General features: G+C 42.0%; 19 protein-coding genes. 15 read left to right on the top strand and 4 right to left on the bottom strand.

Annotated elements, in window-relative coordinates; all coding sequences use genetic code 11:
* Window positions 1-71 precede the first annotated feature (71 nt).
* The gene (locus H540_RS0106510) at window positions 72-1,892 is read left to right on the top strand and encodes an assimilatory sulfite reductase (NADPH) flavoprotein subunit (protein ID WP_028399948.1); all 1,821 of its coding nucleotides are present in this window, start codon (window positions 72-74) and stop codon (window positions 1,890-1,892) included.
* 26 nt (window positions 1,893-1,918) lie between these two features.
* A complete protein-coding gene (gene cysI, locus H540_RS0106505) occupies window positions 1,919-3,637 on the top strand; it encodes an assimilatory sulfite reductase (NADPH) hemoprotein subunit (protein ID WP_028399947.1) in 1,719 nt (572 codons plus the stop codon).
* Window positions 3,638-3,706: 69 nt separating this feature from the next.
* Here the strand turns inward: cysI and H540_RS0106500 are convergent, their stop codons facing one another.
* A complete protein-coding gene (locus tag H540_RS0106500; RefSeq protein WP_028399946.1) occupies window positions 3,707-4,261 on the bottom strand; it encodes a helix-turn-helix domain-containing protein in 555 nt (184 codons plus the stop codon).
* A 140-nt stretch (window positions 4,262-4,401) separates the two neighbouring features.
* On the opposite strand from H540_RS0106500, the gene H540_RS0106495 reads away from it, so the two are divergent.
* The 9 genes from H540_RS0106495 (at window position 4,402) to H540_RS29085 (ending at window position 10,789) form a co-directional block, all read left to right on the top strand.
* Entirely contained in the window at window positions 4,402-5,097 is a 696-nt protein-coding gene (locus H540_RS0106495) for an AzlC family ABC transporter permease (protein WP_034670479.1), read from the top strand.
* Window positions 5,094-5,417: an AzlD domain-containing protein gene (locus tag H540_RS0106490; RefSeq protein WP_028399944.1), complete on the top strand. Its 324-nt coding sequence runs from the start codon at window positions 5,094-5,096 to the stop codon at window positions 5,415-5,417. Before H540_RS0106495 ends, H540_RS0106490 begins: the two co-directional genes overlap by 4 nt.
* Window positions 5,418-5,721: 304 nt before the next feature.
* A complete protein-coding gene (locus H540_RS0106485; RefSeq protein WP_034670468.1) occupies window positions 5,722-5,973 on the top strand; it encodes a hypothetical protein in 252 nt (83 codons plus the stop codon).
* Window positions 5,966-6,532 (top strand): hypothetical protein, encoded by a 567-nt coding sequence (locus H540_RS0106480; protein WP_028399942.1) that lies wholly within the window; start codon window positions 5,966-5,968, stop codon window positions 6,530-6,532. The genes H540_RS0106485 and H540_RS0106480 overlap by 8 nt, the downstream gene beginning before the upstream one ends.
* A gap of 172 nt (window positions 6,533-6,704) precedes the next feature.
* Window positions 6,705-7,187, top strand: coding sequence for a DUF2975 domain-containing protein (locus H540_RS0106475; RefSeq protein ID WP_028399941.1), 483 nt, complete (start codon window positions 6,705-6,707; stop codon window positions 7,185-7,187).
* Window positions 7,188-7,197: 10 nt separating this feature from the next.
* On the top strand, window positions 7,198-7,677 hold the full coding sequence (locus H540_RS0106470; RefSeq protein ID WP_028399940.1) for a DUF2975 domain-containing protein: 480 nt from the start codon (window positions 7,198-7,200) through the stop codon (window positions 7,675-7,677).
* A gap of 10 nt (window positions 7,678-7,687) precedes the next feature.
* Window positions 7,688-7,903 (top strand): helix-turn-helix domain-containing protein, encoded by a 216-nt coding sequence (locus tag H540_RS0106465; RefSeq protein WP_028399939.1) that lies wholly within the window; start codon window positions 7,688-7,690, stop codon window positions 7,901-7,903.
* 387 nt (window positions 7,904-8,290) lie between these two features.
* Window positions 8,291-8,548 carry a hypothetical protein gene (locus H540_RS0106460; RefSeq protein WP_245592181.1) on the top strand — a complete coding sequence of 86 codons (258 nt, stop codon included), beginning with the start codon at window positions 8,291-8,293 and terminating at the stop codon, window positions 8,546-8,548.
* A gap of 597 nt (window positions 8,549-9,145) precedes the next feature.
* Complete coding sequence (locus H540_RS29085; RefSeq protein ID WP_081415036.1) at window positions 9,146-10,789, top strand: AAA family ATPase; 1,644 nt, start codon at window positions 9,146-9,148, stop codon at window positions 10,787-10,789.
* Between the two features lie 366 nt (window positions 10,790-11,155).
* Here H540_RS29085 and H540_RS0106450 read toward each other — a convergent pair whose 3' ends face one another.
* Window positions 11,156-11,383, bottom strand: a complete 228-nt coding sequence (locus tag H540_RS0106450) for a hypothetical protein (protein ID WP_028399937.1) — start codon at window positions 11,381-11,383, stop codon at window positions 11,156-11,158.
* 420 nt (window positions 11,384-11,803) lie between these two features.
* Here H540_RS0106450 and H540_RS0106445 point away from each other — a divergent pair, with 420 nt between their 5' ends.
* From H540_RS0106445 to H540_RS32985, 3 genes are all read left to right on the top strand, one after another.
* Window positions 11,804-12,040 (top strand): hypothetical protein, encoded by a 237-nt coding sequence (locus tag H540_RS0106445; protein WP_028399936.1) that lies wholly within the window; start codon window positions 11,804-11,806, stop codon window positions 12,038-12,040.
* A gap of 140 nt (window positions 12,041-12,180) precedes the next feature.
* The gene (locus H540_RS32990; protein WP_155890960.1) at window positions 12,181-12,327 is read left to right on the top strand and encodes a hypothetical protein; all 147 of its coding nucleotides are present in this window, start codon (window positions 12,181-12,183) and stop codon (window positions 12,325-12,327) included.
* The gene (locus H540_RS32985) at window positions 12,328-12,501 is read left to right on the top strand and encodes a hypothetical protein (protein WP_155890959.1); all 174 of its coding nucleotides are present in this window, start codon (window positions 12,328-12,330) and stop codon (window positions 12,499-12,501) included. It begins immediately after the preceding gene.
* A 588-nt stretch (window positions 12,502-13,089) separates the two neighbouring features.
* On the opposite strand, the gene H540_RS0106430 is transcribed toward H540_RS32985, so the two are convergent.
* A complete protein-coding gene (locus tag H540_RS0106430) occupies window positions 13,090-13,308 on the bottom strand; it encodes a hypothetical protein (RefSeq protein ID WP_028399935.1) in 219 nt (72 codons plus the stop codon).
* Window positions 13,309-13,668: 360 nt separating this feature from the next.
* Between H540_RS0106430 and ppnP the strand changes: the two genes are divergently transcribed.
* The gene (gene ppnP, locus H540_RS0106425) at window positions 13,669-13,983 is read left to right on the top strand and encodes a pyrimidine/purine nucleoside phosphorylase (RefSeq protein WP_028399934.1); all 315 of its coding nucleotides are present in this window, start codon (window positions 13,669-13,671) and stop codon (window positions 13,981-13,983) included.
* 284 nt (window positions 13,984-14,267) lie between these two features.
* On the opposite strand, the gene H540_RS0106420 is transcribed toward ppnP, so the two are convergent.
* Window positions 14,268-15,845 carry a phytoene desaturase family protein gene (locus H540_RS0106420; protein WP_028399933.1) on the bottom strand — a complete coding sequence of 526 codons (1,578 nt, stop codon included), beginning with the start codon at window positions 15,843-15,845 and terminating at the stop codon, window positions 14,268-14,270.
* Window positions 15,846-15,890: the final 45 nt, after the last annotated feature.

Here is a 15,890-nt window from a genome sequence, read left to right as displayed (position 1 = left end):
TTGTTGAAACCAGTCATTATAAATTAAAATGATATATGGTAAGTTTATATTTCTTTGTGAGGTGGATATCGTTGCAACTTCAGGTAGTGAACAGTCCGTTTAATCAGGAGCAGGCAGAGCTCCTTAATCGTCTTCTGCCGACCTTGACAGAATCACAAAAATTCTGGCTGAGCGGTTATCTGGCCGCGTCCCAGCCGGTTTCCGTTCCGGGAACACCATCCGCGCCGGCGTCAGAATTTTCTGCCGGAAGCACAGGGCAGAAAATCTCAAAAGAAGTGACCATTCTTTACGGGTCACAGTCGGGCAACGCGCAGGGGCTTGCAGCGAAAGCGGGCAAGACGCTTGAGGGGCGAGGCTTTCAAGTAACTGTCTCGTCCATGAGCGATTTTAAGCCGAACAATTTGAAAAAAGTCCAAAACCTGCTTATTGTCGTGAGCACACATGGAGAAGGTGAACCGCCGGATAACGCGCTGTCGTTCCATGAGTTTCTTCATGGTAAACGGGCGCCAAAGCTTGACGATCTTCGTTTTTCTGTTTTATCGCTTGGAGACAGCTCGTATGAGTTTTTCTGCCAGACAGGAAAAGAATTCGATCAGCGGCTGGCAGAGCTCGGCGGCACACGGTTATATCCGCGCGTTGACTGCGACCTTGACTATGATGAGCCGGCGGCCCAATGGCTTGAAGGAGTCTTTGGCGGCTTAAGTGAAGCACAGGGCGGAAGTGCTGCTCCTGCTTTGGCAGCGGCACCTCAAGCAGGCGAATCGGCGTATTCAAGAACAAATCCGTTTAAAGCAGAAGTGCTTGAAAATTTAAATTTGAACGGCCGCGGTTCGAATAAAGAAACGCGCCACCTCGAGTTATCGCTTGAAGGGTCTGGCCTCACATTTGAACCGGGTGACAGCCTCGGTATCTATCCGGAAAACGATCCGGTTCTTGTAGATATGCTTCTTAAAGAAATAAAATGGAATCCAGAAGAAATGGTGACCGTCAATAAACAAGGAGACGTTTATCCGCTTAAAGAAGCGCTTACCTCTCAATTCGAAATTACAGGCTTAACAAAAGCGCTTCTTAAACAGGTGGCGCAGCTTTCAGCGAATGAGGATTTACAGGGGCTTGTATCGCCAGGCAATGAAGAACAATTAAAAGCGTATATTGAAGGACGCGATTTGCTTGATTTGGTCCGTGATTTTGGTTCTTGGGGCGAATCGGCGCAAGAATTTGTTTCCGTACTTCGGAAAATGCCGCCACGTCTTTATTCGATTGCGAGCAGCTTATCCGCGAATCCGGATGAAGTGCATTTGACAATCGGTGCCGTCCGGTACGATGCACACGGCCGCGAAAGAAAAGGCGTCTGCTCGATTTTATGCGCGGAGCGTCTGCAGTCAGGGGACACATTGCCGATTTTCATTCAGCCTAACAAGAACTTTAAGCTGCCAGAAAAACCGGAAACGCCAATCATCATGGTTGGACCGGGGACAGGTGTTGCGCCGTTCCGTTCCTTTATGCAGGAGCGTGAAGAAACTGGAGCGGAAGGAAAGTCATGGATGTTCTTCGGCGACCAGCATTTCGTAACTGATTTCCTTTACCAGACCGAATGGCAAAAATGGGTAAAAGACGGTGTGCTGACGAAAATGGATGTCGCGTTTTCGCGTGACACAGATGAAAAAGTATATGTGCAGCACCGCATGCTTGAACACGGCAAAGAACTGTTCGAGTGGCTTCAAGAAGGAGCAGCCGTTTATATTTGCGGAGATAAGAAAAACATGGCAAGTGACGTCCATAACGCTCTGCTTGAGATTATCGAAAAAGAAGGCGGCATGAGCCGTGAACAAGCGGAAGCCTACATTGCCGACATGAAACAGCAAAAACGTTACCAGCGTGATGTATACTGATTTTGGATTGAAAGGAGTTTTTCAACATGGTGAACCCAAATTTAAAAGCGCCGGACGGCCCGCCAAGTGATGTTGAGCGCATTAAAGAAGAGAGCAACTATTTGCGCGGTACGCTGGCGGAATCAATGTTAGAACCGATCAGCTCCGGAATTTCCGACGATGACAATCGCCTGATGAAATTCCACGGCAGCTACTTGCAGGATGACCGAGATCTCCGCAATGAGCGCCAAAAGCAAAAGCTTGAGCCTGCGTATCAGTTCATGTTGCGTGTCCGTACGCCGGGCGGTGTAGCTACACCGGAGCAATGGCTTGTCATGGATGAGCTTGCCCAAAAATACGGCAACGAAACGTTAAAACTGACAACGCGCCAGGCGTTTCAAATGCATGGCATATTAAAATGGAATATGAAAAAAACAATTCAAGAAATCCATGCGTCCCTTTTGGATACGATTGCGGCGTGCGGCGATGTAAACCGTAATGTTATGTGTAATCCGAATCCGTACCAGTCTGAGATCCATGCCGAGGTATATGAATATGCGAAACTATTGAGTGATTATTTATTGCCACGCACTAGAGCGTATCATGAACTTTGGCTGGATGAAGAAAAAGTGGCCGGTACGCCGGAAGTGGATGAAGTTGAGCCAATGTACGGAGCGCTTTATTTGCCGCGGAAGTTTAAGATCGGGATCGCCGTTCCGCCATCGAATGATATTGATGTCTTTTCACAGGATCTTGGACTCATTGCGATTGTGGAAGATGACAAACTTGTCGGTTTTAACGTGGCGATCGGCGGCGGCATGGGCATGACGCACGGCGACAAAGCGACGTATCCGCAGCTCGCTAAAGTAATCGGCTTCTGTACACCGGACCAAATCCATGATGTGGCGGAAAAAGTTATTACGATTCAGCGCGACTACGGAAACCGTTCCGTCCGCAAAAATGCCCGGTTCAAGTACACAGTTGATCGGCTCGGGCTGGAAACGGTCAAGGCTGAACTAGAAAACCGCCTCGGCTGGAGCCTGGATGCAGCGAAACCGTATCATTTTGACCATAATGGCGACCGCTACGGCTGGGTGGAAGGCGTTAAAGAAAAATGGCATTTTACGCTATTTGTCGAAGGCGGCCGCATCGCGGATTTTGATGATTACAAGCTGATGACCGGCTTGCGCGAAATCGCCAAAATCCATACAGGTGATTTCCGTCTGACGGCCAATCAAAACCTGGTCATTGCCAATGTAACAAGCGAGAAAAAGAAAATGATTAGCGAACTGATCGAACAATACGGTTTGACGGATGGCAAGCATTATACAGCAATCCGCCGTAGCTCGCTAGCGTGCGTCGCTCTTCCGACGTGCGGATTGGCGATGGCGGAAGCGGAACGCTATTTACCGGTTCTACTTGATAAGCTTGAGGCCATTATTGATGAAAACGGCCTGCGGAACGAAGAAATTACCATCCGTATGACCGGCTGCCCGAACGGCTGTGCACGCCATGCGCTCGGCGAAATTGGCTTTATCGGTAAAGCGCCAGGCAAATACAATATGTATCTCGGTGCAGCCTTTGACGGCAGCCGCCTAAGCAAGATGTACCGCGAAAACATTGGGGAAGAAGAAATTTTGAGTGAATTGCGAATGCTTCTTTCCCGCTACGCGAAAGAACGGCAGGAAGGCGAGCACTTCGGTGACTTTGTCATCCGCGCCGGCGTCGTCAAAGCAGTGACAGACGGCATGAATTTTCATGATTGATAAAGATCCATCAGAGACAGGAATGTATTCCTGTCTCTTTTTTGAAGTGCATACTGTTATGAATTAACATTATTCTGGTTCTGGATAATACATAAGTAGAAAAAAACTTGCCAATTCTTCTGAAGAGTTTATGTAGCTATGTGGTGTAGTTCCTGTAAATTGTATGGCGTCTCCTGATGCCAATACATGTTTCTCTCCTTGAAGGTCAAGCGTTAATTCCCCCTCTTTTATTAATATATACTCTTCCCCTAAATGCGTTTGTGCTTGATGAGTAAATCCTGGTTTAAGGTTCACTATGTAAATTTCAAACTTTTTTTCTGGATGATAAGAAAAAAAAGAATAGCCAAGATAATTTCCATCATCATCAATAATGGGAGTTAATTGTTCTATATTTATTTTCGTTACCTGCGGCTTGTCTTCTTTCATAAATACAGAAAAAGATACTTGAAGACCATTTGCAATTTTCCAAAGGGTGGAGACAGTTGGACTGGATTTTCCTTTTTCAATTTGGGCCAGCATAGCTTTACTAACTCCAGTTAATTCAGAAACTTTATCTAAACTTAGCCCCCTGCTTTTTCTAAGGTTGATGAGGTTGTTCGCAATAATATCTTGTATAGGATCCATCATTTTTCTCCTTAAAGTATTGTTATTATAATATACTCTTGTTTATTATAATGAACGAGATTATAATATAACAAACAAACGTATAATATAACGAACGAGGAGGGAGAATAGTGATTGAGGAAAGAAAAATAGACGATACAATGGAAATTACTCCAACATTCGTACAAGGGGTAAAAGATTGTGTGCCGACATTGCTAGGATACTTTAGTGTGGGGTTTGCAGTTGGAATAGTAGGTGTGTCTTCTAAACTGAGTGTAATAGAAATTGCTTTATTATCAGCATTTGTTTATGCTGGAGCATCTCAATTTATCATATGTGCTTTGTTAGCAGCTAACAGCCCGATCTCAGCCATTATATTAACAACCTTTATTGTGAACTTACGAAACTTTCTGCTAAGTGCAACTCTTGCTCCTCATTTTACGAAGTATTCTTTAGTGAAAAATGTAGGGATTGGGGTATTTGTTACAGATGAGTCATTTGGTGTTGCAATGAACAAAATCATAAAAGGTGAAAAGGTTAATGCTCGTTGGATGAATGGTTTAAATGTGACTGCATATATTTTTTGGATTTTATCTTGTGTGATCGGAGCCGTCTTTGGTAATTGGATTTCTAATCCGCAAGTATTCGGTCTAGATTTTGCTGTAACAGCAATGTTCGTGGCTTTGCTTGTTTTGCAGTTACAAAGCGTTAAATCAGCAAAGCTAAAGCATTACTTATCCTTAATCGCATATATGACAATTGCTATGATTATTTTATCTTTTTTTATTCCAGCTCATCTAGCTGTTATTATAGCGACTATTATTGTAGCAACTATTGGGGTGGTGACAGATAAATGAGTATCAATCTAACAATCTTGCTTGTAATACTTGGATGTACATTAGTAACAGTTATTCCACGAGTTATCCCGTTTTTAGTAGTTCGAAATGTTAATCTACCTGAACCTGTATTAAAATGGCTTTCTTTTGTACCAATTTGTATTCTTACAGCACTTGTTGTAGAGAGTTTTATTATTGAAACGAATCATTCGCTAAAAATTGACTGGACAGTCATTATAGTTATGATACCTACTCTTTTAGTTGCTGTACGGACGAAAAGTTTATCAGCTACAGTCATTACTGGTGTCGTCTTAATGGCTTTATTGCGATTATTTATTTAATAACGAATCGTAATTATAAAGATAATTATAGAAGTAATCATCAAAAAAAGGAGGGCTGTTACAAGCTAACGGGTTCTCTTTTGAGGTGCAAAATTTAATTCCACAATACATTTTTAGCGTGAATTCACACATGAATTCACGTTTTTTATTTCCTTGGTATTACTGCACTCTTTGATATTTTTCTTTAAATTCAATCAGGAATTCGCATACTATTTCTCGAATATGGAAATAATTATTGTACAGTGTGAATTTAACTGTGAATTATCATGTGATTTTCTTTGTGAATTTGGAAGGAGGAACAGATATGGAGTTTATTAAACCTAAGAAAACCCAAGGACGAAAAGTTAACTGGATAGTGTCTGAACACACCAGAGCAATCGTTAAATACTATGCTCAATACACTGAATATAGCGAGGATGAAGTTGTGGATACATTTTTAAAAAATTTACTCAAAGATGAAGATTTTATGGAGTGGATTCAGAAGAAGCGTTTTAACAAACGAATTACAGACCAGCTCTTAATCAATGTTGAGGAGGAAGAAGAACAACTTGTCTAAATTGAAAAGACTTGCTACCAAAGAAGATAATATTGTTGTTATTGAAAGTCCCATCACTAGCACCGAGTTGTCGGAGCGTGAAAAAGATTATCCTCTCCTTTTCCCCTCAGACTTTGCAAAAAAATATCGTGACCTACTGTTTCAACCCGTGAAATTTCACTTCAAAGGTCAACCCTTCCTCATTCAATTTAATCGTTGTACGAATCCCTTCTGCAAATGGTTTGGTGAAACCCAAAAGAGATTCGAGGATTTAAAATACAAGCCTAGCCGAAGAGAATCCACAACTTATCATCAAAAACGAAATGATATCTTGCCTGATTTAGCTGCTCAACTTTTAAACAGAACTCCTGTTAAACGCTCGTGTGAAATGTTAGGGATTGGTTCCAAGACCTATTACTCTAAATTAGAATGGCTCTACCGAAGATGTCTGAAATTTCTTGAACGGCACGAAGCAAAAGCATTCGCTGCGATGAATTTCGATAAAATGTGGGTTAATACGGATAAGATGATTTACAACCTGAACAATGTGCGAAAACGTGGTCAAGGTGGGCAAAGTTAACATTTTAAAGTAAGAGCATTTCTTTGTAATGAGAAATGCTTTTTATTTTTGTCAAAATTAAAAGGATATTTCAATAACAATAATAATATAATAAAAAACAATACGAATTTATTGTAAAACGATAAATCATAAGATAAAATCATGTTGTCATTAAATAAGTGAGGTGTTTTAAATGAATGTTAAACGAGGTTCAACCACTTTCTTAAAGGTAATTATTTTTCTGGCTGGAATTGCAGTGCTTGCTTTGTGTATCTGGTTGCCTGAGATAGCCGTTAGAGATGCAAGAGTACATCCAGATACGGCTTACTTCCTAATCCCCTTTTTAGTATGTGCATATGGATTCTGTATTACGTTTTCTGTTGCGTTGTATCAAGCATTTAAACTATTAACCTATATCGAAAAAAACAATGCTTTCTCTGAATTATCCCTTAAATCTTTGAAGATTATAAAGAAATGTGCTTTTACAGTCATTTTCCTCATTCTGTTAGGAATAGTAAGTTTAATGGTGCTTGCTAAAATCACAGGAGATGACGCAGCAGGTCCTATATCACTAAGTCTAATGGGTATTTTAGTGACAAGTACCGTTGCAACTTTTGTAAGTGTTCTTCAAAAACCAATTAAAAATTTCCTGGAAAAAAATGAAATAAAAATGTGAGGTGTTTATTTTGAGAGAAGTCACAACATTGTTTTTAAAAATAGCTGTTTTTATTATAGGACTACCGGTTCTTGCTTTATGTATATTTTTAGTGCCCCATATGGCGAATTTCGCAGCAAAATTGTATCCAAATATTGCCCCAATGAAATATCTCGTTTTCATCGTGATGTATGGAGCGGCTGTGCCTTTTTACTTTGCTCTCTATCAGGCTTTCAATCTTTTACGGTACATTGACGAGAACACAGCGTTCTCGGAATTATCTGTAAAGGCGTTAAAGAACATAAAGTGCTGTGCGATTACAATCAGTGGTTTGTATGTATTAGGTTTGCCACTCTTTCATTTTATAGCGAAGAAAGTTGACCCTCCTATTGCATTAATGGGACTCATCATCATTTTTGCTTCGTTGGTTATCGCCGTTTTTGCTGCTATCCTCCAACGGCTTCTACAAGAAGCGATTAACATAAAATCAGAAAATGATTTGACGGTCTGAGGTGGAGGATATGACAATTATTATTAATATTGATGTGATGTTAGCAAAACGAAAAATGAGCGTAACGGAGCTTTCGGAGAGGGTTGGAATTACTATGGCGAATCTTTCCATTCTGAAAAATGGGAAAGCAAAAGCGGTTCGTTTTTCAACATTAGAAGCGATATGTAAGACTTTGGATTGTCAGCCGGGTGATATTTTGGAGTACAAAAGTAACGAAGACACTTAATAAAAACAGACAACAACTTTCTTCAACCAACGGGATTAGATAGTGAAATTAAGATGAAGGGATAGCGATTAAGCTATCCCTTCTCTGCGTTTATTATTGTTATTTAATTAGAGAATTCCATTGAGAATTGCATTGATATTAGTGACAAAAAATGTGATGTGATTTGCAATGTTTGCACCTCAAAAGGGAACCCGTTAGTTACAAGCTGCCTCCTTTTTAAGGTTATAAAGAAAATACCTCTTCTTTTTTGCTTTTTCAGTTATAGACGTTCCTCCTTTTAAATACAATGTCGATTAAAAGAACGGGCAAATTTGTTATCTGCAGCATAAAATAAAGTACTGATAAAAAGGGAGGTGATGTAAAATAGAAAGTTGGATGCTTTATACGATGTGGGCTATATTGGGTCTCATGTTGCTTGATTTTCTTATTGGTCTTGTTCGATCGTTGGTGACTAAGTCTTTCTCTCTAAAAATGGTATTAGATTATTTGAAAGATGTTCTATACTATGTGTTTCCATTATTGGTTGTTGTGACCCTGATGCCGCTTGATCCTACAGGCTGGATACTCTTAATTTTTTACTACATTGGCGGTCTGGCTGTAATTTGGAATTATTTGATAGAGATCAAAAATAAATGGAGAGTGTAGGCTCTCTTTTTTATTGGCGTTTATCCCTCCGCTTGTAACAAATGTGATCCATCTTGACGTTGCCCTTACCTCTAACCCATCCCATCATGAAGCAAGTTTAATATCTATTCGCCATCCCATCCCTTTTACTTGTTCTTTCCTTCTAGCTCATTCCAGTTAATCAACTGGACCCTTTCAGCTCAATCCTTTACACTTCAAAAGTTTTCGATAAAACGTAGATTTGGTTAGTTTTCAGTTCTAAAATGAGAAACACTGAATAAAATTTGTGAAAAGATTATTTTGCAAGGTGTTTCCATGAAAAAAAGCCCGCAGTTATTATCTAATCTGGTTAGGCTAAAAATGGGATAAAAGCATTTATGATTTCAATGAATACCACGACTTTATACTTAGTGAAGATTACTCTTTAAATGAAGAGGAAAAGCCTTTTGATACTATAAAGAAGGTTTTTTCTGACTTAGGGGAGATCAATGAGATAGAGGAAATGATGCCGACTATACCTTACAGAACTGCCATCATCTAGAATTCGGCTTTGGATACGAGATACCCCTGGGGCTGTCTTTTCATAGAATAGTCAAAACCTGTAAAGGAAGTGAGGCCATGAGTATATATCAGTGGATCAAGTGGCGTAAATTCCTTCTTTGGTTGGCAGCCCTCGTCTTCATCGGCGTGATGTTGTGGGCAGGAGGACCGACAGCTTGGGAGATCGCGTTGGGTATTGTCAATGTTGTGCTGCAGCTGCTCTTCGCCGTAATGTTCATGATTATCCAGTTCGTTGCTCTCTTCTGGTTCCTGGCCCGGGGACGTACGTATTGGATTTTGCCCGGCGAAACCGGAGCCACCTGGGACGATTACCGAGGTAACCCCGAGATCGTTGAAAATGCCAAGCGAATCGTCATCCTGCTTAAGGGCGTCAAGGAGTTCAAGGAGATGGGGGGCGAGGCAATCCGGGGATTGTTGCTCTGTGGGCCCCCCGGCACCGGCAAGTCCTACCTAGCTCAGGTGATCGCCAATGAAGCACAGGTGCCCTTTGCTTATGCCTCTGCCCCAAGTTTTCAAAATATGTTCTTCGGCGTCGGCAACCTGAAGGTGATGTCCCTCTATAAGAAGGCCCGGAAGCTGGCAAAAATTTACGGCGCCTGTATCATCTTCATCGACGAAGTCGACGCCATCGGTATGAATCGGCAGGCTGGGGGCGGAGGAGCAGGGCTGTTCGGCATGGGCGGCGGCTCTGGCCTGCTCAACGAGCTGCTCTTGCAGATGGATCCGCCGAACATTGACAGCTCCTGGTTTGCCAAGCAGCTTCGCTCGCTCGGCCTGCGGCGCAAGAAGGCAGAGCGGCCGGCGGTGCTGACGGTCGCAGCAACCAACCTGCCCGACGTACTCGACCCCGCGCTGCTCCGGCCCGGCCGTTTCGACCGGAAGCTCTGGGTCGATGCCCCCGACTATGACGGCCGAGTGGATGTCTTCCATTACTACCTCCAGAAGGTGAAGCGGGACTCTACTCTGACTCCAGAGCGTGCGGCACTCGACACGGTTGGCTACAGCCCTGCACAGATCAAGCATATCGTTAACGAGTCGGTTGTGATCGCTCACCAGCGGGGCGCTCCGGTTTCCGGTTACGAGGACTTCCGGGCTGCCATGGAGACCTATGAGTGGGGCCTCAAACAGCCGCTTCGCTCCATGAGCGAGGACGAGAAGCGGAACGTCGCCTACCATGAGGCCGGCCATGCAGTGGCCCAGTACCTGTTGAAGCCACACGAACGGGTTTGGAAGGTGACAATCATCCGCAGGGGCGACGCGCTCGGTCTTGCTGCCACTAAGCCGACGCATGAGCGGTATAACCGAAGCGACAGTGAGATCTTGGCGGAGATCCAAGTCTGTCTCGCAGCCCGGGCGGTGGAAGAGGAGTTCCTGGAGAAGAAATTAAACGGGGTCACTTCTGACCTGAAGCAGGCTACAGAGATGGCCGGTGCTTACCTTGGTATGGTCGGTATGGGAGATGAGCTGTTTAGTTGGCTTGCGTTAGGCTCTCGGCCCGATGCACTCAAGGCGCTCCGGCCAAAGATCAACGAGCTGTTAAAGGATCAGATGATCAAAGTAAAGGAGCTAGTACGGGAACACGCCGAATTCGTCCACGCCATTGCGGAGGAATTGCTGAAGCGGGGCGATCTAACCGGCGAGGAGATTGAACAGATCTATAAGCAGCTGTATGGCCATAACCGACCAGAGTTGCCTGCGTAATCGTTTATCGATTCGTTTGCCCTGGCGGCTCCTGTGATGCAGCCGCCTATGATAGGAAGGTGCTGAATAAACTGCGGGATCCGCCTGGTGCAGGTGTCCACATCAATAATGCATTGGATTATCATGATAGTGTGACAAACTGTTGATAACTGTATAATATGAAAGACCTTCAAATTTCATGAAGGTCTTTTCGTATGCTTAATTGCACTAACGCCAGCCATTAGTGCAATAAGGCAAAATATTTTCATTTCTAACCATTAATTTAAATAGGCTCTAATATTCATCAGCAAATTTTTCTTGAGTTTCTATATAAAAATTGAAAACATATCTTAACCGAGCAAAAAGAAAAAGATCTAGTACATGTGACTAGATCCTCTTTTTAACATCTTCTCTAATTGATTCAATAATATTATCTGACAAATTTGCTGGAATAGATGTATCATCCTCAAAAACCCAGATATTAATTAATTCAAGGTCTGCTTTTTTAAAAGTAATATTATAATCTTTATTATTGTAAGTAAAATCAGCTGTCACCGATTCTTCGCCATAAAACTCATTATCAATAATCATATTATTTATTTCATATGGCTTCACGATGTAATCTCCTTTTATCATTCATTTACTCTGTATATAGAATTAACTTTATATTGTTGTTTATACACTTTTTTCAACCAACTTGCCCAGATTCTCAAATAGCAAAGGCAGCATCACCTTTAAAGTAACGCACCTGTCCGTATTATAAGGTTAGCCAGATTTTTCTGGTTGATCTTTTTTATTTAGTCTAGTTAAAGAATAACGATTATAAAGGTTAATCAAACAGAAATATCAGATTGAAAAAGTATATGGGAATGCTAAATGAATATCAGAAGCTAGTACGGTTAAACTATTGGATACGGCCACAAACTTTAACGTTGGAGGGGATAGCGAAATCTTCATATAAGTAGGCGACAGGCGTCTTATGGGTGGGAAGCTATATCTAAAGTGTTAGATTGGAGAAAAAAAGGTGGTGTTTTTATGTCAGATTTTTTAGAACCAATCAAGTATGAAACAGGTACATCTATTCAGACTTTCAACATTATTGAAACGAGTGTTAATGATGATGGGTATGAAGTTCTTTTGAATATTGATTTAGATAGCGGTTACGAATTAGAAGACGTAAAGCTGAAAATTACTTTTGAGGAATTAGCAGCATACGAAACAAATGATATTCAAGAAGGGGTAAAATATGCTTTAGGATTCTTTGATAAATAATTGCACTATGTTTGTACTTTTAACACCATTTTTACTGGTAGTTCTATAAGAAAAAGCTGCCTTGATGGCAGCTCAATCTTCCATAGTTTGGTTAGATTACAAGTGAATAGGTTTAAAACAAACAGTAGGAGGAAGTTGACGTGAAAAAAGAAGAAAAGATCACGCCGAGAGACCAAATGGAAAATCATAGAACCGAGAAATTTACGCAAAGCCAACTGGAAGAAACATCAAAAGAAAAAGACAATATAAAAGATTATAACAGGGCATGGGAAGATGACCGTCTTTAAATGAGATTCGACGAAACTAAAGAACGAATTAATTTAGTAAATATGCTTCGAAAAGGATCGGCCTTGTCCAATGCGGATATGAAGATAGCGACACGCGCTTCTAGCCATCTGGAAGATCGGGTACTGTATACGCAAATTAAGCGTGACGTAGAAAGCCGCCGAAACGTTCAGTAATAACGAAGAATAGACGAAAGAGCCTGCGCTGTAACTAGCGATAGGCTTCCTTTTTTAGTCACCATGTTATGAGCGGAGCTATCAACACATCATATATGAAGAAAATGAAGAATATTAAAATTACAAACGCAATGCCATACGTTTATAAAGCAAAGAAGCGCCCAAAGACGGACGCTCATTTTTAGTTCACATAACCAGTGTTATCGGTAGTTAGTTTACTCTTTACGACGTGTAACAATAACAGCATTTACAAGCCTATTTGTAATACTACAAGCCAGCTCCATAGTTACTTAATCATGGTGGTTATTATGGGAGATACGGATACTGCTGCAAACTATGAATCAACTTCCGATGAATTATGTAAATAAAAAGACCACCCGAAATGGTGGCTTGTTATCTTACGATTCTTAGCATACAGAATGAGCATCTTGTTAGCGGAGAACCTATATAGAAAAGAACATCTACAATGGCCTAGAATGACCAGAAACTACGACCAGAAACCGGAACGTCTAAAAAAGCTAGTTCTTCTAGAGCGTCTACTTCTCCTATTTCTTCTTTCGTTCCTGTCTCTAATAATTCCATTATTTATTATAATGGTCTTATTAGTTTCCTTGTTTTTCCAACTTCTTTGACTTTTCGAGATTTTCCAGTTTCTACAACTTCTATGACTTTTGAAGCTTCTGCAACTTCTGTGGCTTCTATGACTTTTGAAGCTTCTGCAACTTCTGTGGCTTCTATGACTTTTGAAGCTTCTGCAACTTCTGTGACTTCTATGGCTTCTCCAACTTCCTGACATATTATACACACCCCCTTAAATCACTTTATATTTTATGTTTTTCTTTTGTAGCTGCTTGCACAAATGCACATTCTATATAAATTAGATTAAAATTTTATATTTTTACTGGGTAATTATTGTATACCGCATTCATGTGAAGTCAACATAACCTGTCATGATCGGAAGTTGTTGCTTCGTAGATTTGCTGATGTATCCAACCTTTCGTACAGCATGTAATGCTATCGAATATTCACGTTTTCATACATCCGTATCATATCGACGATTTCACGTACCATACTTCTTGAGTATTAAACATCAACGATAAGGATTTATAGTTTAAAATGACATTATTTTATGATAAATTAAAAAAATAACACGAAAGGGTGAGAATATTGTCGCAATTTGAAAATGTTGGTATTATAAAAAAAGCTAATGTTTATTTTGATGGAAAAGTAACTAGTAGAACGGTGTTATTTCAAGATGGTACAAAAAAGACCTTGGGAATTATGCTTCCAGGTGAATATGAATTTTCTACCTCTGAGAAGGAAGAAATGGAAATACTGGGTGGTAAATTGGAATATAAACTAAATGGTCAAGATTGGGAGCTTATAGAGGAAAGAGGAGTTTTTTACGTACCAGCCAATGAGACCTTTTTCTTAAAGGTTCATACTGTTGCTGACTATTGTTGTTCCTATCTGAACAAATAAGTAAGGAATGATTCTTAACTTAGATTTAATAGTGTAAAAGCTATGCTAAGAGCTGAGAAACTTCTTCTTGGTGGTATAAGTTATCAAATGAGGTTAATAAAGTTATAGTTTTAGAGAGCAGTCTTGTAACTGCTCTCTTTCTATTTGCAACTTTCTGGCTGCGAGAAGAGTGGGTAGCATGTTAACTCATGCAGCAGGGGCCTTGTCTTTTAAGTATTTACTTACATCGCCTTGATAGGCATATATCGATATCTTTGAAGCTTCGGCAATCATACGTTTATGAATCATAGTGAAAGGAGCTGCTGAGCGACAATATAGCCTGATCCCCCATTGATCCCGTGTCCGGGCCAGGTTGCCGCACCTAACATATAGAGGTTCGGTATTGCTGTTTGATGACTCGGCTGCCCTGGTAGCGGGCGAAACAGGTAGCTTTGTGACAAGTCATGAGCACCGCCATACGGATCGCCGGGACCTGCATTGGGATTATATTGCGCAATAGTATTGGGAGTGACGACAGCATGCCCGATAATTGCGCTCGGAATGTTAGGAATATGCTTGCTCACAATCGCCAGTACACGTTCAGTGAAGCGCTCAGTGAGGTCCGGAGTCCAAGTGCCGTCACCGATATCAATCTGACCTGCGGCATCGCCGCGAGGACGGCACGGCACTTCAAGTACTTGAATTCGCATGATTGCTTTACCTGCAGGCGCACGAGTGGGATCAAGATTGGTCGAGCAGTCCACTGTAAAGGTTGGCTTAGCTGGCAGCAAATCTGCTATTCCCTGTGCAATCGCCAGTGTACAGCCATTGAGTCCGTCTGTCAGATGCGGCTGGCCAACTTGGGCGAAACGTGCATCGGACCAACGCGGCGGTTCGCTAAGCGCAAGGTGAATTTGAACACAACCGCGACCGTAGCGATACTGCTTTGCTTGCATGCGCAAAGGAGGACTAACATCCGTTTCTGCCAACAACGAGAGATAGAGTTGGTCTGGAGTGGTGGAAGCAACCACGGCATGCTCAGCGCGGAATTCTTCACCGTCTGCTGTTCGCACCCCAACAGCACGCTTATTTTTAACGATAATGCGTTGGACATGTGTCTGCGTGCGGATGACTCCCCCCTGATCTTGCACTAATTGTTTTAGTGCTTTTGCCAGCATTTCGCTGCCGCCTTTGGGTATCGGCATGCCGCCGCCCATTAGTGCCATCATGGTGAGCGGGACCCAAATCCCGCTTCCCGCTTCGTCAGGCGTGCGTCCAAGATGGGTGACCCATGGGGCTAGCATTGCTTGTAACACCGGAGACTGAAAGGAGCTTACAACATTTCGAGCTGTTGAAAACAGTGAAGCAGCAAATGCTGAATATCCCGGGTCTTCCTTCTCGTGAAGCAATCTTGTAAGGATAGAGGCTGCTTGGGGACGGGAAAGGTCTAGATTGAATAGTGTGAAGACATCGTTAACGTAAGGATTGAGGCTTTCAAACATATGGGTTAATACTGCACCGTCACCGGGAGATAATTTCTCAGCCTCTGCAACGAGATCTTCGAAAGAGCGAGCCAGCACTGCTGTTTGCCCATCCTCCATGGAAACACCGGTTGGCAAATCAGTATTGACATAGCATAATCCACGTGCTTCCAAGGCATCCCCAAGGTCTGCATAAGCCGGTCCCGTCAAGAAGAGCGGATGAGCTGCAGCATATACATCGTGCTTGAATCCCGGTAAGGTCAATTCCTCGGTCTGTAAGAATCCACCGGGACGATCGTTTTTCTCCAACACTAACACACTGCGGCCAGCGCGGGTCAAGTAAGCAGCAGTAATTAAGGCGTTGTGCCCACTTCCAACAATAATGACATCGTAAGTTTTCATTATAATATCACTCCTTGTAGATGCTATATGAATTGTCTCAGTAAG

The sequence above is a fragment of the Ectobacillus panaciterrae DSM 19096 genome (genome assembly GCF_000430785.1).
Taxonomy (GTDB): Bacteria; Bacillota; Bacilli; order Bacillales; family Bacillaceae_G; genus Ectobacillus; species Ectobacillus panaciterrae.
This window is presented reverse-complemented; position numbering and strand designations above follow the sequence as displayed.

Excerpts from the sequence above, each read along its gene's own strand:
- cysI (WP_028399947.1), top strand. The coding sequence starts at position 1,919 with ATGGTGAACCCAAATTTAAAAGCGCCGGACGGCCCGCCAAGTGATGTT.
- H540_RS0106500 (WP_028399946.1), bottom strand. The coding sequence starts at position 4,261 with ATGGATCCTATACAAGATATTATTGCGAACAACCTCATCAACCTTAGA.
- H540_RS0106495 (WP_034670479.1), top strand. The coding sequence starts at position 4,402 with ATGGAAATTACTCCAACATTCGTACAAGGGGTAAAAGATTGTGTGCCG.
- H540_RS0106490 (WP_028399944.1), top strand. The coding sequence starts at position 5,094 with ATGAGTATCAATCTAACAATCTTGCTTGTAATACTTGGATGTACATTA.
- H540_RS0106485 (WP_034670468.1), top strand. The coding sequence starts at position 5,722 with ATGGAGTTTATTAAACCTAAGAAAACCCAAGGACGAAAAGTTAACTGG.
- H540_RS0106475 (WP_028399941.1), top strand. The coding sequence starts at position 6,705 with ATGAATGTTAAACGAGGTTCAACCACTTTCTTAAAGGTAATTATTTTT.
- H540_RS0106465 (WP_028399939.1), top strand. The coding sequence starts at position 7,688 with ATGACAATTATTATTAATATTGATGTGATGTTAGCAAAACGAAAAATG.
- H540_RS0106460 (WP_245592181.1), top strand. The coding sequence starts at position 8,291 with ATGTGGGCTATATTGGGTCTCATGTTGCTTGATTTTCTTATTGGTCTT.
- H540_RS29085 (WP_081415036.1), top strand. The coding sequence starts at position 9,146 with ATGAGTATATATCAGTGGATCAAGTGGCGTAAATTCCTTCTTTGGTTG.
- H540_RS0106445 (WP_028399936.1), top strand. The coding sequence starts at position 11,804 with ATGTCAGATTTTTTAGAACCAATCAAGTATGAAACAGGTACATCTATT.
- H540_RS32985 (WP_155890959.1), top strand. The coding sequence starts at position 12,328 with ATGAGATTCGACGAAACTAAAGAACGAATTAATTTAGTAAATATGCTT.
- H540_RS0106420 (WP_028399933.1), bottom strand. The coding sequence starts at position 15,845 with ATGAAAACTTACGATGTCATTATTGTTGGAAGTGGGCACAACGCCTTA.